This is a genomic window from Streptomyces sp. NPDC093109, from assembly GCF_040701725.1.
Lineage (GTDB): Bacteria > Actinomycetota > Actinomycetes > Streptomycetales > Streptomycetaceae > Streptomyces.
Genome location: NZ_JBFBEZ010000062.1, coordinates 1 through 23,586, shown reverse-complemented (window position 1 = coordinate 23,586; position 23,586 = coordinate 1). Strand labels below are relative to the sequence as shown.

The following is a 23,586-nucleotide window of genomic DNA, read 5'->3' as shown; positions in this document are numbered from 1 at the left end:
GCCCCGGTAAATCGACTGCACTCGGTGATGAACTGGCCGTCCACCGGGAGCCGATATGGCCACGGGCCGAGACTCGCTCGGCCGCGTACCTGGACTTTCCGGTGGCCACCCACAAACCTCAAGTCTCCCAGCGCTCGATCAGCTCGTCCCTCCATCCGTGCGTTCAAGGAAGTGCGGAGGGCAGAAGCACGTCTGGGAAGAAACAGGGTTACGGTCGATCGGACGATTCGACGAAGCTCTCCCGCAGGTACTCGTGGACTACTTGTTCTGGTACCCGGAAGGACCGGCCGACGCGGATCGCAGCCAAGTGGCCGCTGTGGACGAGCCGGTAGACCGTCATCTTGGATACGCGCATCACCGAGGCAACCTCCGCGACAGTCAAGAACTTCACCTCGTTGAGAGGGCGTTCTTTCGGGCCTCCGGCGTCGCAGCCCTCGGTGCTCCACGACGGCGTCGGGGCGGCGTTGGCCTCTGCCATCCAGCCAAGCAGCCGCTGCTTCCCCCGGGCCAGGCTCTCCTCATCAATGGTCACGGCGGCTTCAATCTGGTGAAGCGCGTTGCCGATCACGGTGTCTACGTCGATGGAGCTGCGCTCGTCCGTCATGTCCGTTCCCCCTCTCCCGTCTGCGGAGTTGCTGTCTCTGGTGTGCCCTCGGTGGAAATGCCGCCGATGACCGAGCGTAGGTCTTTCCGTGCCTGAGCTACGTGCTTGCGGACTCCTGAGGGGTGAAGGCCCAGCATCTCCGCGATGCGCATCTCCGAATGCTGCTCAATGAAGTAGAGCAAGGCGATTTGCCTGCGTCGCGGAGGAAAGGTCTGGATCACTTGCCAACAGCGGTCGAGATCGCTGCGGGCGAGGACCACATCGGCGGGATCAGGTGCGACACACGCGAACAGGCGGTTGAGATCGGGTTGCAGCTGCTCCAGGTTGTTCGCCCGTCGAATGCCGTCGATCCACTTGTTGCGGCAGACGCTGCGGAGCCACCCGCGCTGTGCATCGGGTTCTCGGCCTGCGAGTGACGGCCACGTCCGGAACGCCGCCAGGAATGTTCGCTGCACGAGATCCTCAGCGGCGGCTTGATCATTGCCAACTCGTACCATCGCGTAACGGAGCAGGTCGGCTGCCTCTCGCTCCCATAGATCGGCCACATGCTCCGCGTCTTCCGTACCTCGTTGCGTCACACCGTTCTCCCCCTCTTTCGTCTCCAATGCCTCCGACATGTACCTGCATGGCGGGCCCTCCTCGACTACGTTCCTGGACCACCAACGTGCCGGCCGGAGCCGTTCGCACCAACGCGAGGAGAGTCGCTCTGCGCTGCCATTCGGCCAGGAAAGCGGAGGCTGCCGCAAGGGCAGGAGTCAGACACAAAGCCGCCCAGAACCACGGTTGCTGCGCGACCGGCCACGCCCCGCTCATCCAATGCCCTATCGAGGTGTTCACACCCTTCAATCGAACGGGACGGCAGAAACGCTGCCTTCGCCAGCAAGATTGTTTTCTGTCCACGGGCTTCCTCGCCTCGATCACGGGGACCGGAGTCATGGCCCTGTGCGAAGTCCGGACTGCTGGTATCCGAATGTCGCTCACTCCGCTTCGCACCCAACGTCCTACAAGATCCTCCAGGGCGCCGCGCTGGTCAGCGTTCCAGCGGAGGAAGAGCGGCCAGGCCGGTGTCGAGCATGATGCGGTCGACGGTCGTTTCCAAAGTGCTGTCGGCGCCGATGACCGTCTCGATGCCATCGGGCAGAAGGTCGAACGGCCGGTACCAGTCCCGCAGCTGGGCCTCGCTGACGTCGTCCGCGATGGGCTTGGTGGCGTGGCGGGCGAGGGTTTCGGCGAACGGCACGTTGAGGTAGTAGCCGTGTGTCGGGCCGCGGTGGTCAGCGCGCAGTCGGGTGAGCATGGTGGCGTAGTGGTCAGCGTAGAGGATGCCTTCGACGACGACGTGGTAGCCGGCGTCCAGGGCGTAGCGGGCGGTCAGGTCGAGCAGACCGATGTTCGCGGCACCGGGGCGGTCGCGTTCGCGCAAGACGACGCGGCGGAGGTTGTCCTGGCCGACCACGGCCAGACCACGGCCGAAGCGGTCCCGCAGGCCGGCCGCGACCGTTGATTTGCCCGAGGCACTGTTGCCGCGCAGGACGACAAGCCTCGTGACGTCGGTGCCTACCTTCACCCGGGCGAGGCTACCGGCCCTGGAACACCGCTGGTGACTGGTTCTTCCCTCCCCTTTGGACTGGAGTCCCTCGGGTGGCGATGGCGCCGAAAATCGAACATATGCTCTACTGCGGTTATGGCACCACCACCCTTTCCCGAGGACCTGCTCCAGGCGCAGCTGGAGTGGATCCGTACGTACGAAGCGCTGGCCGCGCGTGCAGGTGATGCGGCGGTGCTGCGGCGCCGGCTGCTGCGGCTGTCCGAGGCCATCGCCCGTCACCCGTTCCTCGCCGCCGGGCCCGCCCGGTCACCGGCTGTCCGGGTGGAGCTGCGCCGCGCGGCCCGCGCGCACGCACGCCGGTCCGAGACGGCGACATCGTGAGCGATCACCCCAGCGAGCGGCAGCTTCAGATCCTGCGGGTGATCCGGGAGTGGATCGTGGAGCACGGCGAGGGACCGTCGATCCGGCAGATCGGCGAACGAGTCGGCCTGTCGAGCACCAGCTCGGTCGCCTATCAGCTGAAGCAGCTGGAGCGGCTCAGGTTGATCAGCCGCGACGGTCGGCACTGGCGCACTGTCCGCCTCGGGTAGGCCGACCGGCGTGGCCGCCGCGCCTCCGGGGCATCGGCGCGCGGGGAGTCACCGAAGTCGAGCATGTCCTGAGCCGGAGCAAACGGAGCGGCTGTTCGGGCCAGCTGCGCTGCTGATGCTGGATCAGGCGCTCACCTCAGCGATGGTGTCCGCGATAAGGGCGGGGAGATGGTTGATGGCGCGTTCCAGGAGGCGTTCGATCGGGACTGCGTGCTGGCTGTTGTCGACGCTGATGAGCGTGCCCCAGACTGCGGGTTCGTAGCGGGCGAGCATGGACAGGGCGTACAGAACGGCCCACCAGGCCATCAGGGGATGCAGCTCCCGCTTCATCGGTAGCAGCACCGGCAGGAAGTACCGGCGTCTGGAGTAGCCGCGTGTCATGGCCCGCAGGTACTCCAGCCGTTGGGCTGAGGTCGCCGATTTCTGGGGCATCAGCCAGTTGACCTGGAGTTCGCCGCCGCCGTGCTGGTAGCGGCTGTACTCCGGGAGTGCCCCGTAGCTGAGGGCGCTGGTGGTCACGTAGCTTTCGTGCTTGGCGAGGGCTGGGTATGCGGTGAGGAAGTCGGCGAGCGCCTCGCGGGTGCCGGCGTCGATTACCCGGTCCGGGATGTCACATACCGGGACGCTCAGCAGACCGTGCTCGTAGTCGCCGACGCTGCGCTCGTCCGTGTACAAGGGGGTGAACCGGTCCCTGCTGGTGAGGGGGTAGCCGAGGTTCGTGGGCAGCAGGTCCCAGATGTCCTCGAGGCGTACGGGGGCCGTCTCCCACACCGGGGAGTCGAGCACTTCGCTGACCTTCACGAAGCTGCCCTGGGTACCGGGTGGGTCGGTGCGGATCTCGATGTCGGGCAAGGGCCGGTCGAACCCCGTGGCCTTGATCCCGTGGGAAATGAGGCGCCAGTCCACGCCCTTGATGGACCAGGCGGCGGCAGCTATCGCACGGCCGGCCTGGCTGAGGCCGTAGAAAACCTGCAGGGGGCGTGTGGCGGGGTCCACGACGGCAGCGGCCCGGAACATCTGCCCGGTCTGCTCCAGGGCTGCTGAGTAAGTCTTTCGGCGGGCACCGGTGTTGGCCCTGGCCGGTGGATTCGAGCGGCTGGCCCGCAACCGCTCCCACGCCTCGTCGGCATCGAGATCGCTGTACATGACCAAGGACGCTACTCGCTGCCGAGTTGACCCCGCAGGGAACTCAACAGGGCCCGCCCGCGCGACCGTCGCCGAGATCAGCGTTCCATGCGGATGCCCTGGAAACCGGGCCCGAGACGACGCCTTGGCCGCTGCCGGGGTGACACCCCGGCAGCCGGCTGCTGTCCGGTACGCGGCACGGGCAGCGCCGGCTTCATCCCATCGAGGCCGGGGCCGGGGCCTACGGGGAGACCGAGTTGGCGGCAGGCGGCGGTCGTGGCCGCCGCCACGGCAGCGAGCGCCTTGGCGGTCTCCGGGCCGATCTGGGACAGGGCCGTGGTGAGGATTTCGATCGTGTCGAGGGCGTCTTCGGCCACCGCCTCGCTCCAGGCCGTGGAGGTGACGGCGTCGGCGAGATGACAGGCACTCTCGACCGCCAGCTCAGCCGCTGCTTCCACTCCGGGCGCGGCCCGGGAGACAAGTCCCCTGGTCTTCTCAACGATCCGACGCTGAAAATGATCGCACCGGCAGCCCTGTACGAACCCTTCCGGGTCAGCCGATCCAGAGGACCTCGTTGCGCAGTGCGCGCAGCAGGGTCAGGGCGTCGTCGTTGTCGCCCGTTTTCGATGGGAAGCAAGTCTGCCGTCCCGATCTGCGGGCGACCCGAGTTGCCCGGCTGCCGACGTCGGTCTCGTCCTGATGCTGGGTCAGCGGACGTCGCGGTGTTCGTAGACGGTGAGGGTCAGTGCTCGCATCGCGGCGTGAGCGAGGTCGGCGTCCAGGCCCTGGTCAACGGCTTCGAGGGCTTCGGCCGCCGACACCCGTACGGCCCGGGGCAGGCCGTCGCAGGCGGTCACCCGGTAGGCGACAGTGCGGCGGGCGTCCCGTTCTTCGTCGCTCACCCCATCGGGGATGAGGGGGAAGACCGCGGCCTGGTAGGTGGTGATGCTCATGAGGACGGCGTCGGCGATCCCCTCCGCGTAGCCGTCTGCCATGACGGTATCGGGCTCGGGCTGGAGGAAGGCCCTCATTCGGCGGCGGGCGAGGAACGAGCCAATCCCCGCTCCGAGTCCGGCCGCGCCCGCGGCGACCACGGCCGTCGTCCATCCGCCCAAGAGGAGACCGAGGCAGGCACCGCCGGTCGTCGCGCACGCCACCAGCATGCAGGTGACCAGCAGATGCAGGCGGGCGGCGAGCGAGGACGTCATGCCCAGCAGTATGCACAGCACCTGCATCACCCCCACAGTGCCGGGCATGCCTTCCCGCGCCAGGATGCGGGGCTCGCTCGTACGGGTGGGAACAGGACTGCCGGCGAACCAGCCCCCGGGCCGACGCCGTCGGCAACGGCATGGAGAAGATCAGCGAGCAGCACATCATGGAGCCCGGGCTGGTGGTTCTGGACATCACCGGCAGGGACGAAGCCACCGTCGTCGCGGTCATGACCGCGCTGGACGGGATGTGGGCAACCTCCGGCCTCGTACCGGTCCGGCGGGAGCCGGCCGAACCCGGCGTCCGGGCACGGGTCTACGCCGACATCCGGCGCCGGACACCGAACGACCAGGCAATCAACCCGCAATCTTCGGCCCCGGTCCGCTCGGCGCAGGGGGCGTCCGGGCCGACCTGAGGTTCAGGGCGTGTCGCCGGAGCAGTAGAAACGGCAGCTGACACCCGGGCCGGGCATGCGGGGGTTGCCTGGGCGCGGGTCGTAGAGCGCGCGGCCACCGGGCCACCGCCCAGCTCGGTCATCAGGGCGACGCCGTCCTCGATCTCCTCCGGCCGCCATCCCGTGATGTCGAGCAGCAGGCCGTCCAGCGGGCCGCCGACCAGCACGGCGTACGTCTGGTGCGGCAGCGGGCCCGGGTTGGGATGGTCGTGGTCCTGGCCGTACACCCGGCCGCGCAGCAGCTGCTCGTCATCGGCGTTCATCCGGCCAGCCTCCCAGCCACCACCGACAGCGTGAGGCCGGCGGCGCCCGACAGTCCGGCCCCTCCCGCGGGGCGGGCGTCAGGCGCAGGGCAGACGGTCGGGGACGGTCCAGTCGATACGCACCCTTCGGCGGATCAGCGCGGTGATGCTGTCGACCTGGCACGTGGGCGGCTGCTCCTGGGTGAAGCGGCGCAGCGCCCAGTGCACGCCGTCGCGCAGTTGGCCGTCGGTCAGCGTGGGCGCCTGCTCCTGCAGTTCGTCGAGAAGCCGTCCGGCGCGGGCCGCACGGGACAGCGCGGCGTCGGCGAGCGGCCCTTCGGCGAAGCCGTCGCGTACGTACAGGCCGGGCTCGATGAGGGTCATGGTGACGGTCCTTTCCGCCCGGCCGCGCTGGTCTCCCGGTTGGAGACGCGGTCACAGGACCGGGCGGGAGGGAAGGTAGAGCACCGACTTCGTAGCGTCGCGTCCTGGCCGCCGGCCCCGGGCGGGAGCAGACCTCTCCCCCACGGCTATCGCGTGGGAAAGAGGTGTCGTCGGCGCGGACAGGCTTGCCCACGGGGTCTGACCAGGGACAACGGGCGCGGTGTCCGATTTGCCGGGCTCCCACTGCCGGTCACACCTTCGGTCCCCCGCCGCAAGCAACTCTCCAGGCAACTGTTCAGCCCCCTCCCGGTACAACCCTCTCCGCGGCTGCCGTGGGCCGGGTAAGGCACGGCGTGGGCCAGGCCGGCTCCCACCGCCAGGCCGCCCACCGCTCCGCCTGCGCGAAGACGCCGGAGCGCGCGGTGAGCATCGCCAGGACCTCGCCGCGGGCGTCGTCGACGGCCCGGTGCTCGGCGTCGGAGACGATGCCGAGGCGGCGTACGTGGGCGTACTCGTCTTCGTCCTTCCACTCCCAGCCGGTGAGGTCCGGCGCGACGACCAGGTCCACGGTGAGGTCGAGGGTGTCGAAGCCGTCCTCGGTGCGGCGGGTGGGGTGCTCGAAGTTCACGTACCAGTTCCGCAGCCGGCGCCCGCCGCCGCTGTCCGGGACGAAGAACGCGTTCACGCTGAACCAGGCTGTGGGCGGCTTCCACAGCAGCAGGTCCGTCTCCTGCCACACCCCGGCCGCCAGCTCCCACTCCCCCGTCGCCATCGCGTCGAACGCCTCCGTACGCACCGCCCGGTCCCCCTCCGCGCGGGCCTGCGCGTACAGGGCGGGCCAGCGAGCCTGCGCTCCGGGTGCGCAGGCAGTCACCAGCGCCTCGCCGGTGTCGGAGACGACCCGCAGGGCCAGTTCGCTCCACACCCGGCCGGAGCGGTGGACATCGCGCCGTACGACCGTCTGGCCCGTCTCGAATCCGCGCACCGCGTCCCCTTCTCCGGTCCGGGCCGTGCTGTCCGGCCCGGCTTGCCCACCTCAGCCCATCCCGGCCGGGGTGGGCAAGCCTCCGTCCGGGGGTGCTTGCCCAGCCAAGCCTTCGGCTTGCCCGCCCGACGGATCGGTCACCAGGGCAGGCGTGACCGATCTCCTCGGTCCATCGGTCAAACCGCACGTCAGCCGCCGTGACCGATCAATGCAACTCCCCTCCCCGCCGACCGGCCACCGGCCATCGGTCGCCCATAACCGCGACGGGAGACTCCGGGCCAGGCCGTGACCAACGCCGCCCGGCCCGACTCGCCCCGGCCGGGGTGGGCAAGCCTGTGATCGGGCCGCGTCGGACGTCGGCATCGGGTCCGGCTTCGCACAGACCCCTCTGAGGGAAGTAGTCGGCGCCCGCAGGACCCCTTGTCCGGGCCGCTGATCTGCACGTTCGCCCGAGTTACGTGGAGGAGCATGGGGACCCCAAACGGGACCCGAAAGAGGACTCGGAACGGGACTCCGAAGAGGACTCGAAAGGGAACTCGAAAGAGAACCGCGGCAGACGCTTCGGTACGGGTCTGACTTCTCCAGACCCCTCTGAGAGAAGTAGTCGGCGCGCGGCGGGGCCTGCCGGGACCCGTTGACATGCAGGTCAGACCCCTTGACCACGGCTCCCGACGCCTGACCTGGGGGCAAGTTGTAGGGCAATTTGTGAGGCAGGTTGAAAGGCAAGTTGTAGAGCAACTTGTAGGGCAAGTTGTAGAGCAAGCTGCGGGGGCCGCGGCGCGTGCTCTCGGGGGCTGTCCTCCCGGGCTAAATCGCGGATGGACCCGACCGCGCTCTCGACCCAACAGTCTGAACCCCGGCTGCTCACACCTGGGCAAGCCCCCTCAATGGTGGCATGCCCAGGTAAGCCTTGGGCTTGCCCAACCGCATGACCGGTCAGGCTGTCAGGCAGGTCATCGGCGTGACCGATCGGCTTCCCGCGTTCGGTCAACGCGCACGTCACGGTCGTGACCGGTCCGTGCAACTCTCTGCGGAATCAACCGCCGGGGCGTTCAACGGCGTGGACCGTCGGCTCGCGCATACGGCGGCCCCGGCGCTCCGTTGCCGGATGACCTGTGCCATCGAACCCCACACGCCGGACCGTATGGAGCCCCCTTGCCCGCGCTCTGACGGCCACCGCCAGCTGATGTCCGTTTTCGCCTTGACTGCCCCTTGACCGGACGGGTTTGTCCGTGGGCGACGCCACACCCGTCCGGCCGGAGTTCAGCGGGCGGGGCGAGTACCGGAGGGCGAGGAGCCGATCCGCAGTCCGAGGGCTTCTGGCCGCGGACGTCTCACCGGCCTCGATCCGGGCCTTGTTCCGGGCGAACTCCCGCTCAGCCGCCGATCCCCTCCGAGGCGCACAGCCGGGATGCCCATGGCCTCGCCCTTGCCGTAGTCCTTCGAGCAGGCCAGGCAGGTGCCGCCGTACGCGGCCCGCAGCGAACCGCGCGGCAGCGGCACGGCCTTGTTCGCGGCCGGCTTCCCGCAGTCTGCCTTCTTCGCCGCCTGCGCCCGCTTGATCGCCTCGCGCTGCGCCTTGCCGGGCCGCTTCTTCGGCTGCTGCCCGCGTGCCGCCTTCGCGGCCATCTGTGCCGGGGTCTGTCCCACGCCCGGATCGTAGAGCCCACCTTCCTGAGTCCGAGGCGCACCACGCACACCGGACGTCCAGGGCAGCAGCGCACCGGTGCGCGTACGGCGCGCCGTACGGCGCGATGAGTTGCGCGCGATGCACCGCACTCCACACCAGGCGGTGCGCACCGAGTGGGCACCACGATGGCCTCCACTCACCGCCCGGTGCGCACCACCGTGGTGCGTTCCACTCCACCGGTACGCACGGTGGCGTCCACTCCCACCCGGTGGAGCGCACCACCGGGCAGAGCGCACCGCACCGTGCGCACGGGAGTGGCGGCCATTCCCGTGCGCACGGTGCGGTGCGGTGGTGCGGTGTGCCGGTTGCGGTCTGCGCGCACCGGATGCCTCGATGTCCCGCACCTCCCACCGGCCGGATGCGCCGGAGTGGAGTCCACCCGATGTCCCGGCGGAGTCCACTCCCACTCCGTGCGCTCCGCGGTGGACTCCACCCCCGTCGGGCGGATCCCCACGATGGGCTCCACTCTCCCGAGCGTCACATCGTCCATCTCGCCCACCGGGTGCGTGGTGGAGTCCACCGTGTCCACTCACCACCAGTAGCGGCGGCGCAGGCGCGCGGCGCGCCACGGGTTCGGCCGGCCGCCGGGGTACTGCCGTGAGCGGCGCCGGACCGGCGGCGGCTTCGGCGACGGGTGCGCCGTCCGCAGCCGACTGGCGTCGGCAAGCTGCTCCAGGCGCTCCCGCTGCTCCGGTGAGAGCTGCATCAGGATCAGGTCGACCATGGTTCCTCCTCGTTCACGGGGGCGGTCCCCGTACTCTCGCCGCGCCCTGGCGTCTCCCAAGCCGGAGCGCCGGTCGCGTCCCGGGTGCTGGCGCGGTGGCTTTTGTGGTGCGTCCCGGCGGGCGGTCACGGCCAGGGGCCGGGGCCTTGCCCGTGGCCGGGCTGCTGGTGCTGCTGCTCGTGCTCCTGGCGGCGGCCGTCGGTGGGGGCATCGGGCTCAGCCGGGGGCTTCTTGTCCTCGTAGGCGCGGCGGCGGGCGTTGGCCGCGCGGGTGAATTCGGCGAGGCGCTCCAGGTTCTTCGGCGTACGCAGCCACGTCCCTGCGTCGGTCGTGCGGCCCTCCAGGTACTCCTCGGGCATCGCGGCCTGCTGGTGGGCGTGGACGGCGGCGGCCCGCTGCGCCGGGGTGAGGGTGGCGCCCCGGCCGGAATGATCGACGGCGTGCGGCGGGTCCGACGCCGGGTCGTGGTGCTGGGCTTCGGCGTGCGCGGCCGCCGACGCCGTCGCGGCCGGGGCGTCGTCCCGCCCGGCGGCCGCGGTGCGGGCGGCGCGGATCGCGTTGCGTACGGCGAGGCTGGCGACCCGGGCCCGCTCGTAGCGCGACGACTCCCGGGGCGGCTTGCCGCCGGCCCCGGCGATCCACCAGGGGTCGGGTTCGGGGAAGTCGGCGGTGTAGAAGATCTGGTCGGCGGCCAGGGCCCGGCGGCCGGGCTGGGGAACGGTGGTCTGGCGGCCGTGGTCGAACAGGGCGCGGCTGGCGATGTAGTCGTCCAGGCCGTGCGTGAACTCGTGGCCGCGCAGGGTCTCCAGCAGGTGCCGGCGGGCTTCGGCCAGGACGTGGCGGCGGGTGAAGTTGCCGCGCACGGTGAAGACGACCGCGGCGACGTCGACGGCGGCGAGCGCGATGTCCACCACCGGGTCCACCCGGGCCCGGATCGCCGCACCCGCCACGCGGCAGCGGTGCAGCAGCCCGTCAACTACCTGCTGGCCGAACTTCAGCAGCGCGGACGCCTTCCACCACGCGAGCAGCTGATCCAGCGGGCGCGGCGTCTTCTTCTCGCGGCGGGTCTCCTGCGCCGCCCACCAGCCGAGGCCGGCGCGGGCCTTCTCACCGGGCAGCCGCCCGTGCTTCTGCGCGTACTTGTAGGTGAGGCCCTCCAGGACGTCCTCGATCTGCTGACGGCGGGTGGCCGACCAGTCGATGAGCTCGGAGTCGACACCGGCTATCTCCATAACGGGGCGCAGACCCGGCGTCACCTCCCGGGGCACCGTCGCCAACCCGAGCTCCTCGCACACCTCGGTCGTCATCGCGAGGGTGTAGAGCGTCCCGGCGGCCACCACATTCTTGTAGAGCTTGGTCGTGTCCAGCGCGCCCCACTTCGGCTCACCGCCGGTGTCCGGGCGCTGCACGCGGTTGAGGATCAGGCAGTGCTCGTGCAGGAGCGGGAAGCCGTCGCGGTTGTCGAAGTGCCGGAACGCCGCGACCACGAGGGCCGGTGTCTTCGCGCGGCCGCGGCCCGACGACCACCGGGTCTCCGCGACGTCGTCCTCAAGCCAGCGCAGCGCCCTGGCGACGGCCCGCTCGTGCACCCGCTCGATGACCCGGCGGGTCTGGTCGTCCCCCAGCGCCCACAGCACGATCAGGGACGCCTGCGGGCGGAAGGTGAAGTCGAGGGCGAGCAGCGGGGTCTGCTTGCGGGCCTCGATCTCCTCGATCGGCTGCCCGAGCACGGTCGCCCGGCGCGCGGTGTCCGCGTCGGCGCCGTCGTCCAAGAGGTGCTTCTCGATGCGGTCGGCGTCCGGGTGCCGGCCCTGACCGAAGACCAGCTCCATCTGCCGCTCGGACACCTCCGCGCCCTCGGTCAGCCCGAGCGCGGCCAAGCCGCGCCCCAGCCACCGTCCCGGCGGGAGGCCGGCCGTCTCCTGGGCGGCCTTGAGGGACTGGCCGACCGGACGGCGGCCGTCACCGAAGGCGACACCGCGTACGTAGTAGCGCCAGGCGTTACGCCTCTGGACCTTCGCGACACTCAGCATCCCCACAGGGGACACCGGCTCTGACCTGCGAAAAAGAGCGATCCCGTGAGGCGGGAGACTTCACCGGAACTCCACGGCCGATCCCGTACGGCGGGCGTTTCCGGCGGCACCGCGCCCGCCCGGCGGACACCACCCGGGCCATGTAAATGCTGCGCGGCCACCCCGTCACACGCGCCTCACACGCCCCGAAAACCGCCAGTAGACGACTCCACCGTCAACGAGCGCCTAACTACGTACCGCTCCCCCACCCAGCGGCTAAAGACGCCGCGCCCTGCACCACGTCACCGACTCTCCGCCCCCGGCAGTGCCGGGGGCTTCTTGCTGCCTGGAGGACCGACGTGCCGACCTACGAGACCATGACTCGCTTCGACAACGACCTGCGCCGCCTCACCCCTGAACAGCGCCGCCGGTTCCGCCGGGCCGTCACCGCCTTCGTCCACGACCTGCGCGCCGACGGACGCTTCCGCGCCGTACTCCACCAGTCAAGCAGATCAGCGGATTCCCCGGCATCTACGAACTCACCTGGTCCGCGGGCACCGGCCCGGCGGGACGCGCCACCTGGCAGTACGGGACCTCATGCCGTCCAGGCGTGCAGCACATCGTCTGGCGCCGCATCGGCGGCCACGACATCTTCACCGGTCCCTGAGTGGTGGGCAGAACTCGCGGAGGGTCGGTCCTGCGTCAGGAACCGGCCCTCCGCGCCGTGCGGTTACCGCGTGAGGAAGGCGATGACTGCGGTGAAACCGCTGCCGCCCAGCACTGCGGTCAGTACGACGGGCGAGATGTAGAGCTTGAGTTCGAAGTGCCGCCCGATACGCAGGTGAAGTGCGTGACGGTCGTCGTCCGGGCTGGTTCCGGGCGAATCGGGAGGGGGGTTAGTGGGCAGGTCGAACGCCACGGGCGTACTCCTCCGGGATCTGTCTGACGTGCACCGGGTGCCATCAGGCGATGTCTGACGAGAATGACCAGCGGTTGGCTGCTCCGGCCAGAAGGTCACCGTGCGCTGGGAGCGCCAGCATGCACGGGGCCGCAGACGGCGGCAACTCCCGTTCGACAGCTCATCACCCGGCGCGGGAACCGCGCACTGACGTTCTGCGTTTTAGAATGCCCGGCCGCTCACCACAGAGGCAGACAAACGTTTTATTTCTCACCAAAGCCCCATCGGGCTGCCCATCGATACGTCAACACGCGAAACAGGCTGGTGATACCGAAAGAGTGACGCACCGTCCGCCGCGGACGCCACCTGGTGTTACCGACATCACTCAGCCCTGCAGAAGGAGGGATCAGCCACCGCCCCCTCCTTCTCTGGCCGGAGCGGGGAGCGGTGGCTCTCGTCAGACATGGCAACCCACGCCTGTTATCCCTCCTACCCACCGAACGCACCGCTAACAGGACACGGGCACAACGACGGGCAGAGGCGTTCGAGCATAGGCCCCATCTATTGAGCGAGATCCTCAAAGTCACACAGGTTCGGGCCATTTGATGCAACCGGTAGCGCGACAGACCACAACCGGGTACAGACGACCGCCCTCGGCCTTAAGCAAAAGGGGCCGCTGCGCCAACCCAACAACCAACCCCCGCCAGCGCGAGCAGCGCGTAACGACTTCTTCTCCTCATAGTCCCGGAGGCGGTCCATATGCGAGGCCGCCCGAACAGCGCCGTCGCTTCCACCATGCCGTCCTCGGCTCCCCTGACGTGAGGGCGCGGGACTTCGTCTTATTGCGGGGCGGGCATTCCCTGCTGCGTGTCGGGTCCGAGTCGGAGAGTGACCTAGTAATATTCGGCCACATGAGCATCCCAAGTCCACGCAGCGATCGAGAAAAACTAATCACCTCGCTCACACCGAAGTTGCGACGTCACCTGAAGATCCGCGCGTTCGAGCACGGTATGGACATCCAGGACGCGGCGGAGCACGCCATCAAAGCCTGGTACGCCGCAACGAATGTGCCGGAGGTGAACACCGACGGAGCGAAGACCTGGGGGACTTTTCTGCCCACAGGCGAACCGGACACGTTCAAAGCTGCCTGCACTGAGCGTGGCGTCACGTACGTGCAAGGCCTCGCGCAGGCAGTGACTCTCTGGCTGGAGAAGCATCCCTCCCCCAGTTCCCCGTTGACCGCTCAGCCCGTCGTACGGGTGATAGTGGCCAATCAGAAGGGCGGCGTCGGGAAGACGTTCATCTCCAGCGGCATGGCGCAGGCTCTCGCCGAATCTGGCCGCCGGGTCTTGATCGTCGACTACGACCCGCAGGGGCACCTCACCGCAGAGCTCGGCTTCGAGGACGTCATGTACGAAGAGGATGTCGAGACGCTCCTCATGCACATGGACGGCACAGCCAAGGGCGACATTCATGATCTGCTGGTCGGGCTGGATCAGGAGCGCTTCGGTGAGCGACTCCATCTCTTGCCCGCCTCGGACGATGCCTTTCTCCGTGACGTCGCCCTTTCGAAGGTCTCCTTCAGCGAGGCCGCACTCGAGCGCGCCCTGGAGCCGTTGGAGAGTGACTACGACGTCATCATCATCGACGGCCCGCCCAGCCTCGGTCTGAACATGGACACGGCGCTCTACTACGTACGTCGCCGTGACGGCGAGCTCGCCGACCGTTCGGGGGTCATCACGCCGGTGTGGGCCAACAAGGCATCCCACCGTGCCTTCCGACTCCTCAAGTCCCAGAAGGACGACCTGTGCGTGAAGGGCCGCATTCAGGTCGACTATCTGGGTCTGGTCGTCAACGCCTACGACAGCCGTCGCGGAAAGCTCGTCAAGGAAAACAAGGACCAGTGGGAGCTCAGCACCTCCCCCGCTGTCCTGGCCGTGATCGGCGATCTGAAAGAGGGCCGCGAGGCCGCAGACGGAGAGATCCCTCTGCTTGAGTACGCACCGAACAGTGAGCACGCGCAGGCAATGCGCGACCTGGCGAAGGAACTGGCGGTATGAGCAACAGCAGTAAGCCCCAGCGCATCACCCGCGGCTTCAGCATGGACGACAACGGTTCAAGCGGCGAGACGCCCCCGCCACGCCGCGTCCGTACGCGGCAGCAGATCATCAGCGGCGAGGGAAAGCGTCCGCCGGCGGCGGTAGAGCTGAAGCTCCTGGCGCACAATCCGTTCAATCCGCGAGAGCAGCTGACCGAGATCGAGGAGACGGCGGCCTCGCTACAGGAACGTGGGCAGCTCCAGCCCGTCGCCGTGGTTCGCCGCGCCGCTTTCCTGTCCGTACATCCCGGACAGGAAGCGGACATCGGTGAGGCCGAGTACGTCGTCATCGACGGTAACCGGCGCCTGGCCGCCGCCACTGAGGCTGGTCTGGCGGAGCTGCGGATCGATGTCAACGACGACCTCGCCGCCAGTGCTGAGGACATGCTGGAAGCGGGACTCATCGCGAACATCCACCGTGTGGACGTGCCCCCGATCGATCAGGCCCACGCAATTGAGGATCTGCTCGCCAAGCACGGCTCTCAGGAGAACGTCGCCAAGCGGCTGGGTAAATCCGGCGCCTGGGTGTCCCAGCGTCTGGCACTCCTGGAGCTGACCCCAGACCTTCAGAAGAAGGTTGAGACGGGTGAGTTGAAGGTGAAGGAAGGGCGGCGCATCGGACGCCTGCCCGCCGGGAAGCAACGCGAGGAAGCCGACAAGGCTCTTAACCGGGTTAAGGCCCCGCGCAAACCGCGCGGATCTTCCACCAGTAATCAGCCCGCCCCAGTGCCTCCCCAGTCCACGACCCAGACGCCGTCACCAGCTCTGCCCCTTAACCCGGTTAAGACGGAGACGACGCCACGGCCCCTTAACCCGGTTAAGAGCGATGAAGATACCGAGCCCTCTGTCCCGTGGGATGACCCGGAACTGATGCGTGAGCAGATCGTCGCGCGGATGGACCCCATCAACCGCCGGAAACTCACAGCGCTACTCCTTCAGTACAACTCGAAGGAGTCAGAGGCGAGCGTCTCGTAGGGGCATCAGTACGTCCTGCAGAACGCAAAAAGGCCCGTGCTTCCTGAAGCACGGGCCTTTTTGGTCCGGATGCGGTGGATCAGTGCGCCAAAGCCGCCGCCAGGGGAGTCGTGGTCGGGACTGTGGGATGGCGGCAGCCGCCGCTTCGGCTGGGTACCGCATGGCGGTGACTGGGACGGCGCCGGGCTCGGCAGCCGGACGGCAAGCGCGGCGGTGCTGCGAGGTGCGAATCGCCGGGTCGGGTCCGGTCAGGTCCCTCAGCGTCTTGCGTAGCCACAGGCACTGGGGAAGCCACTGGGCGTCAGGCCGACCACGTCCCGGGACAGGGCATGCGCGGCCGGACCGGTCCACGGACGGGGGTTCTCGTAGAAGCCGGTGTACTTGGTGGCGTTCTCGATGGATTCGGCGTGGCGAACGAGGAAGAGCATCTTCATGTACCGGACAGCGCCGTGCCCGAGCGGGAGACGGGCACGGCGCTCTGTGTTCTCTGCGGCTACTGGTGAGTGGCGCTGGTGACCGCTCCGAAGCCGGCACTCACAGATGCAGCTCCGGGCGGCGCAGCCACGTCACGAGCCGGGAGCGGAGCGAGACGCGCTCCTTGATGGCGTCGGCGAGCAGTTCCTCCAGTTCGGTCATCTGCTCTTCGGCGACCCACTGGGGCTGGTAGTCGTCGCCCCGGCAGACCGGGCAGATGTGGTCGTGGCCCGCGAACTCGAGCCATGGTGCGCAGCCGACTTCTCCGCAGGTCGGCTGGGTGGGGTCCTTGCCGATGCCGGAGCAGTACGGGCAGCGGGTGAAGCGGTAGTCGACGGGAGCGCCGTGGTGGAGGTCGGAGTGGAGGTCGGCAAGGCCGCAGACCCCGAGCTCGCGCAGCAGGGCGTCAGTAGCGAGGACCTGGCGGTCAATGCCGGTGCGGTGATGGTCGGCGAGCATCTGGGCGGCGGTGCACCAGGCGAGGGTGGAGCGGTCGACCGTGATGGGGAACGTACTGGTCCACGGACCGGTGGGGTCGGCGGGCGGTACGTCGGTCGTCGTAGTGAGCGGGATTCCGTGGGCGGCGAGTCGGGTGGTGACGTCGGTGATGCGACGGGTGAAATGGTCGAAAACGGTACCGAGGATCGCGTCGGCGTGGCCGTCCACGGCGGGGTGCGTCCGGTGGTTCATCAGCTGGCCTCCTGCTTGCGGGTGGGGTGGGTCCAGGGGAGGGCGAGGCCGTCACCGGCGGTGCGAGGGACGAGGTGGCCGTGGAGGTGGAACACGGTCTGGGTGGCCGCTTCACCGCAGGAGGTGAGGTAGTTCCACTGGCCGCCCAGCTGCTGGGCGAGTTCGGCGGCGCGCAGCTGGACGGTGGCGGAGACGACGGGGTCGGTCGTGAAGTCGGCGACGTGGCCGCGGGGCAGGACTAGAAGGTGGCCGTCGGTGCAGCCGCCGCTGCGGGGCACGATCGCGAGGGCGTCGGCCCATTCGTGGACGATCGTGGCGGGCGCGCCGTTGTGGATGATCCGGCAGAACGGGCAGTCGGGGCGTGGGTGTTTGCGGGGGACGGGCGGTCGGTTGATGTGGTGGTGGGTGACGTGGACGTCGGCGCCGGTTTCCTGCATCCGGTGGGCGATGGCGTCGGCGATGGCGGGTGCGCGGTGGCGGCCGTACCAGCAGTTGACCAGGAGCTGGACGGGGCGGCCGTTGGCAGCGGTGCGTAGCGCGGTGAGTTCGTGGAGGGCGTCGGTGATGATGCGGGTCGCGCCGGGGGTGTTGAGGACGTAGTTGCGTACGCCGGCGTCGCGGCCGGTCTGGTGGGCGACGGTGTCGGCGAGGGCCGGGTCGTCCGGCGGGTTCAGCAGCGCGTCGGTCAAGTTGATGGAGAGGACGGCGGCGCGGTAGCGGGGCGGGGGAGCGTCCTGCCAGCGGGCGCCGTAGGAGTCGATGAACACGTCAGGGGTCACGAGGTCTCCAAGAAGATGCTGCTGCGGGATCGAGTTGGGCGTCGCCGGTGGGGTTTCGGGGGTTTGGTGGTGAACGTCAGGCCGCGGTTTTGGTGGTGAGGGCGGCCAGGAGCTGGCGTCGGTTGTGGGCCTGGCGGGCGGGGGTCATGGGCTCGCGCCAGGGCTCGTAGGGGGTGGGGCGGGTGGGGATGCGTTCGTGTTCCAGAGCGGAGAGGGCGCGGTCGCGTACGGTCGGCGGGTTCAGGCGGCGGGCGCGGTCGCGCTGTTCGCGGGTGCGGTCGCGGGCGGCGACGGCGCCGGCGCCGGCCCAGTCGGGTCCGAGCCGTTCAACCAGCGTCTTGCGGAGGGCGGTGCGCTGGCGTGCGGTGGTCGCTGCCCAGATACCGGTCGGCGTCAGCTTCTCGTTGGCGAGCGCCCATTTCAGGCAGGCAACGGCGAGCGGGCAGGCCGTGCACGCCGCTTTGGCCTGCTCGATACGGGCCCGGTCGTCGGCGCCGGCGCCGTACTCGTGGACGAAGCGTGCCGGGTCGGGCTGGCACGCGGTCGCAGTGGCGCTGCTCGGGAAGGGGATGCGCGGGTCGGCGAGCATGTGCAAGGGAACGGTGGTGTGGCTCATGGTGACCTCCTGACGTGAGAGGCGGAGCAAGGAAGAAGAGGTGCCGGCGCAGCCCCCGGGCGGAGGCTGCGCCGGTGGTCAGTTGCCGGTACCGGGGGTGAGTCCGGGGAGCTGGAGGCGAATCTGGTCCAGCACGGTCTGCGGGGGCCGCCAGGGTCCGAGCGCGCCGATGCAGGGCACGGGCAGGGAAAGGGCCTGGACGTCGGTGAGGACCAGGTGGTGCAGGCCGGGTTGGGCCCACGGGCTGCACGGCCCGTCGGGGGTGGTGTGGCAGTCGGGGTGGCAGCCGGTCAGGCGTGCTACGGCGATCACCGCGCCGGTCTTGAGGTCGTGTCCGTGTACGGCGGTGGCGACCATCGGGTCGTGCAGGGCCGGCCGGTCGACGGCCTTGGCGGTGTGGATGAGGAGAAGGCCGCGCCACGTCCAGGGTTTGGTGCGGTTTTCGACGCGCTTGGTGCCGCGGGCGATGGCGGTGGCCCAGGGCTGGCGGATGGTGATGGCCCGGACGGTCTCGGGAGTCAGCGGGTTCATGCGGCGGACCTCCCCGGCGCGTGGGTGCCGGGGCGTCCGGCGCGGCGGCCGTTGATGCTGGGCGCGATCGGGGTGCCGGCGCGGGCCTGGACGGGGATGCCGCCGTGTTTGCCCGCGTACATCGCGGTGTCGGCGGCCCGCATAAGGGTGGACAGGTCCGTGGTGCCGAGGACCTGGGTACTGGCGGCGCCGACGGAGACTCCGACGGCCAAGTGCTCGGTGTGGACGAGCACCGGCCGGGCGAGGAGAGTGCCGAGCTGGGTGATCCGCAGGTCCCGGTGGCGGGGGCTGATGCGTGTGACGACGGCGAACTCATCGCCCCCGAGGCGTCCGGCCACGCCGTGTGGGCCTGCCCACTCGGTGAGCCGTGACGCCACCACGGCCAGCGCGCGGTCGCCCGCCGCGTGGCCCACGTTGTCGTTGAGCCGCTTGAAATGGTCGACGTCCGCGATCAGGACGACGGCGTCGTGGCGGTCCAGAAGCCGCTGCGCGCGGGACTCGAATGCGCCCCGGCGCCACAGGCCGGTAAGGGAGTCGCGCTGCGCCGTGGTCAGCCGACGGTGAAGGGAGACGGCGTGGACCGCCCAGCCGGTCAGTGGGACGGCTGCGGTGGTGATCAGGAGGGTGCGTGGGCCAAAGCGGCCCGTCGTGTGCAGGACGGAGTTCATACTGAGGGTCTCCCTCTCGTCTCGTACGGGATGGGGCGCCCCGGGACGGGCATCTGGTTTGGACGCCGTGCGTGTCCGTCCCGGGGTTTTGTGTGTGTGCCTCGCTTTTGGTGTTGAGGGGCCACTGCGACCGTCCCGGCCTCTGCGGGGCCCAGAGGGCGGGACGGCACAGAATGCGCTCAACTCACCTCTCGTCAGGCAGCCATCTCGATGCCGAACCGCAGATGCGATCGCCCTTGGAGGCCGCCCCGGCCGGTGGCCGGGGCGGCGCCGAGAACGTCGGCGGGGTGGTCAGGCCGGGACGGGGGCCGGGGTGTCGAGTCCGGCACCGAGCAGCAGGCCGCGGATCGACTGCTCGTACTCGCCGGTGCGGATCCGGTCGAACATGAGCTGCCCGGAGACGAGGCAGCGAGCCCGCAGCTGAATCAGGGCGACGGCGTGAGGGTCGGCACCGGACTCGGTCGCGGCCTGCCCGGCGGCGTCACCGGCGAGCTGGTTGGCCGCCTGGAGGCCGGCCTCGCGGCGGGAGTACTCCGCTCGGCAGGACGCCCAGGAGGTCAGCGCCCGGGTGCGGTCCACCCGCGTCTCCCACGCCTTGTACGTGCGGCGGGTGCCCTCGGGGTCGGCGGCCCACTCCGTGGCCCACTGCCGGGCGAGGTCGGGCAGCTGGGCGAGGACGGCCAGGGTCTGCGCGCCGCGGTGACCGAACGCACGCCACGCCTCGGTCTCCTCTACGACGCGGATCTGCTGGGACATCAGCCAGTACGGGTAGTTGTCGCCGCCCCAGTTGCCGGTCTCACCGAGCGGCTCCACGACGAACAGCCGTACCGGCCAGCCCTCCTCGATGCGCTCCAGGATCTCGCCGGGCCGGGTGTACATGTGGAAGTACGAGAACGGCTTGTCGGTGTACCACTTCTGGCCGGGGCTGGGGTGGTCGACGCTCTCGCCGATGTGGTCGGCGAGGTTCACGGTCGGGATGGTCTCGCCCTGGTCGCTGTAGTACCGGGCGAGGTACACGTCGGTGGGCGGGAGGGTGCCGTCGGGCCGGGTCGCCATGTAGTGGACGAGAGGCCGGGTGCTGCGTGCCATGGAATCCTCCGTGTCGGTCAGGAACGTGCAGGGTGAGGGGTGTTTGGGTCAGCGGCGGGGGTTCTTGCAGCCGTGCGGCTCGTCCATACGGGCGGCGGTCTGCTGGACGGGGGTGGAATCCGGCGGATCGCGTCCTCCGGGGGCGGCGGTACGGGGCAGGGACACGGGGCTCCTTCCGGAGATCGGCGGCTGACGGGATACCGCACCGTCCCGGCCGAACGGGGGCCGGGGCGGCACAGTGACTCGTCAGAACTGGACGTCGACGGAGACCGGAACGCTCGGATCACCGGCGCTGGGTGGACGGTGTGGCAGCCCGCGGAGTGGTCCTGTTCACCGGCCGAAGCCGGGCGCGGCGTCGGTGGAGGTGATGCGTACGACGTCGGTGAAGCCCTCGCCGATCAGCTCCTGCTCCGTGGGCAGCAGTTCGTGCTGAGCGCGCAGGATGTCGTAGGGGACCCGGCGGGTGCGGGTGGCGTTCTGCCGTTCGCAGATGTCGAAGGGGATGTCGAGCAGGACGGCGGTGCTGTCGCGCTGCCAGTAGCGGGCGCGGGCCAGGAGCCCGGCGCGGACGTGGCGCTGCACGTTGGTGGAGTCGACGATCGAGGTGAGATCGCGGGCGAGGCGGGCGTCCAGGAGGAGCCTCTGGATCTGTGCGGCGACGGGCGTTGAGGACTGGTCCGTCATGTCGTCGGTCGCCGCGAGGCGGTAGGAGTCGAGGCAGACGATCCAGCTGGACGGGTAGCGGCCGGCCAGGGTGGACTTGCCGCTCCCGGAGACTCCGACCAGGACCACGAGCGTGCCCGGGTGGGGCATGGGCATCGCGTCCGTGGTGGGGGTGGGGGTGGGATCGGTCATGCTGGTGGTGCTCCTCATCTCGGTCTCGAGTCTGCGGTGGGGAGAGTCCGGGGCGGCCTGCCGCGCCTTTGCCGATGCTGCGGCCGCCCCGGACATACGTGCGGTCAGAGGTCGTAGTGCTGAGCGCCGTCGGGCGCGCCCCGCAGGTCGAGCCAGTCGGCCGGGTCGAACACCCAGACCGAGCAGCGGCGCGGGCCGCTGTAGTAGGAGTGCTCTCCGCGGTTGCGCTGGACCAGTTCCTCGGCAAGGGCGGCCGGGGTGGTGTCCGCGCCGACGGTGATGTGGCCGCGGCTCATGGGCTCGGGCGTGTCGCTGTCGATCCGCTCGATCAGATACCCGTACTGCGTGCGGTTCACCGGGCGGTGGCCTTGGTGGTGGCGATGAGCGCGGCGAGGGTCTCCCAGCCGTGGTGCCAGGAATTGTCGAGGTGGAACGCGCCGTTGAGGCCGTGGTCGGCGAGCCGGTAGAGCGCGCCCTTGCCGGTCTTCTCGGCGAGCGTCTCCAGTACGCCGCCCGGCACGCGGCGGTCCGCGATGTAGTGGGTGATCCCCGAGAGCGCGAGGGCGGCGGCGGCCGCGCCGGGGTGGATCCGGATACCCAGGGCGCGGGCGCCGATCCCGGCGGCGGCGGCCTGGGTGGCGGTGTAGGTCAGGCAATGGTGGAGGCAGGCTTTCCTGCCGTCGGCGGTGCCGTGGGTCGTCTTCTTCTTGCTCTCGGGGTCCTCGTAGGTGACGGGCGTCTGGTCGGTGGCACCTTTCACACGGGCGCAGAAGTCGTTCTGCACCCAGAAGTCTCCGAGCGCGGCACCGGCGCGGCCCAGGCCGAGCAGGGCGGCGAAGACGGCGGCGTTGGGGTAGGGCATGCGCGGGTTTCCTTGCCTGCGAAGTGGGGCCGGGCTGTCCGGTCCTCCGCACCGCCCCCGCCCCGGGCAAGGGGTTGGGGCGGCACGGGGAGCCGTCAGACCGTGTGCAGGGCCTGGTCGTCGGCGGGGCGTGCGGTGGAAAGGCCGGCGGCGCGGGCGGTCAGGTGCTGGTGGAGCTGGGCGAGGCTGGTGATGGTGACCGGCGCGTCGTGCTCGGAGGTCAGCAGGGTGAAGGTCTTGCTGCTGCCGCCATAGCTGTCGTCGGATGCGGCGAAGTGCAGCTGGATGCCGGGGGCGACGCAGAAGGAGGCGTGGCCGTCCTCGTAGCCGGTCCAGCGCTCGGGAGAGGTGAGTGCCGATCGGGTGCCGGAGCGGTCCAGCCTGAGCCTGACGGCCTGTGCGGCCTGCGTGGCGGCGTCATCGGCGGCGGCTGCGGCGATGCTGCTGATGCCGTCGGGGAGCGAGACCGCGAGGGCCGGAACCGTCGTACTCGTACTCGCGCGGCGTCGGTTGAGGGTCAGCTGGCGCAGCGGGGTCAGGAGAAGTTCGGTGATTCCGTCGACGGCCATCGCTCCGACAACGGCGACGGCTCCGGCGGCCAGGAGGCGGCTCTCGCCGGACCAGGCGGCGGGGGCGAGTTCGTGGCCGATGTAGGCGCCGATGGCGCCGCCGGCCAGCGCGGCCGCCACGCTGACGCCTTCGATCAGCGAACTGGCGATGGTGGCGGCGGTCTGCCGCAGGGCTGCGGTCACGGTGGGCTGCTCCTTCTTGTCGGTTGCGCTCGGTGAAGGGGTGGAATGTGCGGGCGCGGGGCGGGCGGTGGTGTCACCGCCCCGGCCCGGGGTGGGGGCCGGGCGGCAACACGGCCGGCCGCGGGGAGCGCCGGTGCCGGACTGGCGCAGGGTGGCGTCGCGGACCGCGTCGGCCGCCGTGCCGTTCTCGTCGGTGGTGGTGATCGTGAGGGTGGCGCGCTCGCAGTCGGCCTCGGCGCGCACCGTGATGGTGCCGCCGTGGCCGAGGAGGCTCGCGTCGATCGTGACGGGGCCGGTGTTCTCGGCGGCGATTTTGCGTGTGGGCATGGAGAAGCTCTTCTTCGCTCAGCGGTGCGGTGTCGTGGGGTGCGGCGGGTTCAGGCGGCCGCGGGCGCCGGTGCGGCCTCGGGCGAGCAGCCAAAGCAGCTGCCGAGGGTGGTGAGGGGGAGGCAGAACTCGTACCGGATGCCGCAGGCGGGGCAGGTCTGGCGGGCGGCCATCGCCCGGTCCAGGGCCGCTTCCTTGGCGAGGGTCATCGGCCGTACGGGCTTCGCGAGGGCGGTCCGGTAGAGGTACGCGTACCGGCGGCCGTTGCGGCACAGGATCTGCGCGGCGGGCTCTTGTCCGCCGATCCTTAAAGAAGGCGGGTTCGCGAAATCTCGGACGAAGACGTTGCTGAACCCGCGCGTCGGCATCTCTGGGCGCCGCTTACGACGAGCGGGTTCCTGCCC

The 23,586-nt window shown here is 69.8% G+C and carries 29 protein-coding genes and 1 pseudogene; 5 read left to right on the top strand and 25 right to left on the bottom strand.

Translation table 11 applies throughout. The features are described from left to right. Positions 1-208: 208 nt before the first annotated feature. The 3 genes from AB0389_RS35210 to AB0389_RS35200 all read right to left on the bottom strand — a co-directional run bounded on the left by AB0389_RS35210 (position 209) and on the right by AB0389_RS35200 (position 2,171). Positions 209-391: a helix-turn-helix domain-containing protein gene (locus AB0389_RS35210; protein ID WP_366399657.1), complete on the bottom strand. Its 183-nt coding sequence runs from the start codon at positions 389-391 to the stop codon at positions 209-211. A gap of 209 nt (positions 392-600) precedes the next feature. Then, positions 601-1,221, bottom strand: a complete 621-nt coding sequence (locus AB0389_RS35205) for a sigma-70 family RNA polymerase sigma factor (protein WP_366399641.1) — start codon at positions 1,219-1,221, stop codon at positions 601-603. A 413-nt stretch (positions 1,222-1,634) separates the two neighbouring features. Then, entirely contained in the window at positions 1,635-2,171 is a 537-nt protein-coding gene (locus AB0389_RS35200) for an AAA family ATPase (protein WP_366399640.1), read from the bottom strand. A 117-nt stretch (positions 2,172-2,288) separates the two neighbouring features. Here AB0389_RS35200 and AB0389_RS35195 point away from each other — a divergent pair, with 117 nt between their 5' ends. Both AB0389_RS35195 and AB0389_RS35190 read left to right on the top strand, forming a co-directional pair. After that, positions 2,289-2,534, top strand: a complete 246-nt coding sequence (locus AB0389_RS35195; protein ID WP_366399639.1) for a hypothetical protein — start codon at positions 2,289-2,291, stop codon at positions 2,532-2,534. Beyond that, positions 2,531-2,743 (top strand): winged helix DNA-binding protein, encoded by a 213-nt coding sequence (locus AB0389_RS35190; RefSeq protein ID WP_366399638.1) that lies wholly within the window; start codon positions 2,531-2,533, stop codon positions 2,741-2,743. Before AB0389_RS35195 ends, AB0389_RS35190 begins: the two co-directional genes overlap by 4 nt. Before the next feature lie 123 nt (positions 2,744-2,866). Here AB0389_RS35190 and AB0389_RS35185 read toward each other — a convergent pair whose 3' ends face one another. From AB0389_RS35185 to AB0389_RS35175, 3 genes are all read right to left on the bottom strand, one after another. Then, positions 2,867-3,889 (bottom strand): YaaC family protein, encoded by a 1,023-nt coding sequence (locus tag AB0389_RS35185; RefSeq protein ID WP_366399637.1) that lies wholly within the window; start codon positions 3,887-3,889, stop codon positions 2,867-2,869. Between the two features lie 77 nt (positions 3,890-3,966). Next, entirely contained in the window at positions 3,967-4,326 is a 360-nt protein-coding gene (locus tag AB0389_RS35180) for a hypothetical protein (protein WP_366399636.1), read from the bottom strand. A 249-nt stretch (positions 4,327-4,575) separates the two neighbouring features. After that, a complete protein-coding gene (locus AB0389_RS35175; protein WP_366399635.1) occupies positions 4,576-5,124 on the bottom strand; it encodes a hypothetical protein in 549 nt (182 codons plus the stop codon). Between the two features lie 92 nt (positions 5,125-5,216). Here AB0389_RS35175 and AB0389_RS35170 point away from each other — a divergent pair, with 92 nt between their 5' ends. Then, positions 5,217-5,492, top strand: a complete 276-nt coding sequence (locus AB0389_RS35170; protein ID WP_366399634.1) for a DUF6207 family protein — start codon at positions 5,217-5,219, stop codon at positions 5,490-5,492. A 3-nt stretch (positions 5,493-5,495) separates the two neighbouring features. Here AB0389_RS35170 and AB0389_RS35165 read toward each other — a convergent pair. The 7 genes and pseudogenes from AB0389_RS35165 to AB0389_RS35135 form a co-directional block, all read right to left on the bottom strand. Beyond that, positions 5,496-5,794 (bottom strand): annotated as a pseudogene (locus tag AB0389_RS35165) (hypothetical protein). Positions 5,795-5,872: 78 nt separating this feature from the next. Next, positions 5,873-6,157, bottom strand: coding sequence for a hypothetical protein (locus AB0389_RS35160; protein WP_366399633.1), 285 nt, complete (start codon positions 6,155-6,157; stop codon positions 5,873-5,875). A gap of 295 nt (positions 6,158-6,452) precedes the next feature. Further along, on the bottom strand, positions 6,453-7,142 hold the full coding sequence (locus AB0389_RS35155) for a DUF402 domain-containing protein (RefSeq protein WP_366399632.1): 690 nt from the start codon (positions 7,140-7,142) through the stop codon (positions 6,453-6,455). A gap of 1,263 nt (positions 7,143-8,405) precedes the next feature. Next, on the bottom strand, positions 8,406-8,792 hold the full coding sequence (locus tag AB0389_RS35150; RefSeq protein ID WP_366399631.1) for a hypothetical protein: 387 nt from the start codon (positions 8,790-8,792) through the stop codon (positions 8,406-8,408). A gap of 569 nt (positions 8,793-9,361) precedes the next feature. Then, complete coding sequence (locus AB0389_RS35145; protein ID WP_366399630.1) at positions 9,362-9,556, bottom strand: hypothetical protein; 195 nt, start codon at positions 9,554-9,556, stop codon at positions 9,362-9,364. 125 nt (positions 9,557-9,681) lie between these two features. Next, positions 9,682-11,589, bottom strand: coding sequence for a MobF family relaxase (gene mobF, locus AB0389_RS35140; RefSeq protein WP_366399629.1), 1,908 nt, complete (start codon positions 11,587-11,589; stop codon positions 9,682-9,684). Between the two features lie 709 nt (positions 11,590-12,298). Further along, a complete protein-coding gene (locus tag AB0389_RS35135; RefSeq protein WP_366399628.1) occupies positions 12,299-12,487 on the bottom strand; it encodes a hypothetical protein in 189 nt (62 codons plus the stop codon). Between the two features lie 890 nt (positions 12,488-13,377). Between AB0389_RS35135 and AB0389_RS35130 the strand changes: the two genes are divergently transcribed. Further along, a complete protein-coding gene (locus AB0389_RS35130) occupies positions 13,378-14,526 on the top strand; it encodes a ParA family protein (RefSeq protein ID WP_366399627.1) in 1,149 nt (382 codons plus the stop codon). After that, on the top strand, positions 14,523-15,539 hold the full coding sequence (locus tag AB0389_RS35125; protein WP_366399626.1) for a ParB/RepB/Spo0J family partition protein: 1,017 nt from the start codon (positions 14,523-14,525) through the stop codon (positions 15,537-15,539). Before AB0389_RS35130 ends, AB0389_RS35125 begins: the two co-directional genes overlap by 4 nt. A 257-nt stretch (positions 15,540-15,796) precedes the next feature. Here the strand turns inward: AB0389_RS35125 and AB0389_RS35120 are convergent, their stop codons facing one another. The 12 genes from AB0389_RS35120 to AB0389_RS35065 all read right to left on the bottom strand — a co-directional run. Further along, positions 15,797-15,973 (bottom strand): hypothetical protein, encoded by a 177-nt coding sequence (locus AB0389_RS35120; protein ID WP_366399625.1) that lies wholly within the window; start codon positions 15,971-15,973, stop codon positions 15,797-15,799. A 100-nt stretch (positions 15,974-16,073) separates the two neighbouring features. Next, positions 16,074-16,703 carry a hypothetical protein gene (locus AB0389_RS35115; protein WP_366399624.1) on the bottom strand — a complete coding sequence of 210 codons (630 nt, stop codon included), beginning with the start codon at positions 16,701-16,703 and terminating at the stop codon, positions 16,074-16,076. Further along, on the bottom strand, positions 16,703-17,482 hold the full coding sequence (locus AB0389_RS35110; protein ID WP_366399623.1) for an HIT domain-containing protein: 780 nt from the start codon (positions 17,480-17,482) through the stop codon (positions 16,703-16,705). The genes AB0389_RS35115 and AB0389_RS35110 overlap by 1 nt, the downstream gene beginning before the upstream one ends. A gap of 76 nt (positions 17,483-17,558) precedes the next feature. After that, complete coding sequence (locus AB0389_RS35105) at positions 17,559-18,098, bottom strand: WhiB family transcriptional regulator (protein WP_366399622.1); 540 nt, start codon at positions 18,096-18,098, stop codon at positions 17,559-17,561. 78 nt (positions 18,099-18,176) lie between these two features. Beyond that, entirely contained in the window at positions 18,177-18,629 is a 453-nt protein-coding gene (locus AB0389_RS35100) for a hypothetical protein (protein WP_366399621.1), read from the bottom strand. Next, the gene (locus AB0389_RS35095) at positions 18,626-19,297 is read right to left on the bottom strand and encodes a GGDEF domain-containing protein (RefSeq protein ID WP_366399620.1); all 672 of its coding nucleotides are present in this window, start codon (positions 19,295-19,297) and stop codon (positions 18,626-18,628) included. The genes AB0389_RS35100 and AB0389_RS35095 overlap by 4 nt, the downstream gene beginning before the upstream one ends. Before the next feature lie 291 nt (positions 19,298-19,588). Then, complete coding sequence (locus AB0389_RS35090) at positions 19,589-20,386, bottom strand: hypothetical protein (RefSeq protein WP_366399619.1); 798 nt, start codon at positions 20,384-20,386, stop codon at positions 19,589-19,591. Positions 20,387-20,716: 330 nt separating this feature from the next. Then, the gene (locus tag AB0389_RS35085) at positions 20,717-21,241 is read right to left on the bottom strand and encodes an AAA family ATPase (protein WP_366399618.1); all 525 of its coding nucleotides are present in this window, start codon (positions 21,239-21,241) and stop codon (positions 20,717-20,719) included. Between the two features lie 104 nt (positions 21,242-21,345). After that, positions 21,346-21,597 (bottom strand): hypothetical protein, encoded by a 252-nt coding sequence (locus tag AB0389_RS35080; protein ID WP_366399617.1) that lies wholly within the window; start codon positions 21,595-21,597, stop codon positions 21,346-21,348. After that, positions 21,594-22,103 (bottom strand): hypothetical protein, encoded by a 510-nt coding sequence (locus AB0389_RS35075; RefSeq protein ID WP_366399616.1) that lies wholly within the window; start codon positions 22,101-22,103, stop codon positions 21,594-21,596. Before AB0389_RS35075 ends, AB0389_RS35080 begins: the two co-directional genes overlap by 4 nt. A gap of 95 nt (positions 22,104-22,198) precedes the next feature. Beyond that, entirely contained in the window at positions 22,199-23,182 is a 984-nt protein-coding gene (locus AB0389_RS35070) for a hypothetical protein (protein ID WP_366399615.1), read from the bottom strand. Between the two features lie 50 nt (positions 23,183-23,232). Next, a partial coding sequence (locus tag AB0389_RS35065) for an RRQRL motif-containing zinc-binding protein (protein ID WP_366399614.1) occupies positions 23,233-23,586 on the bottom strand: 354 nt, incomplete at its 5' end.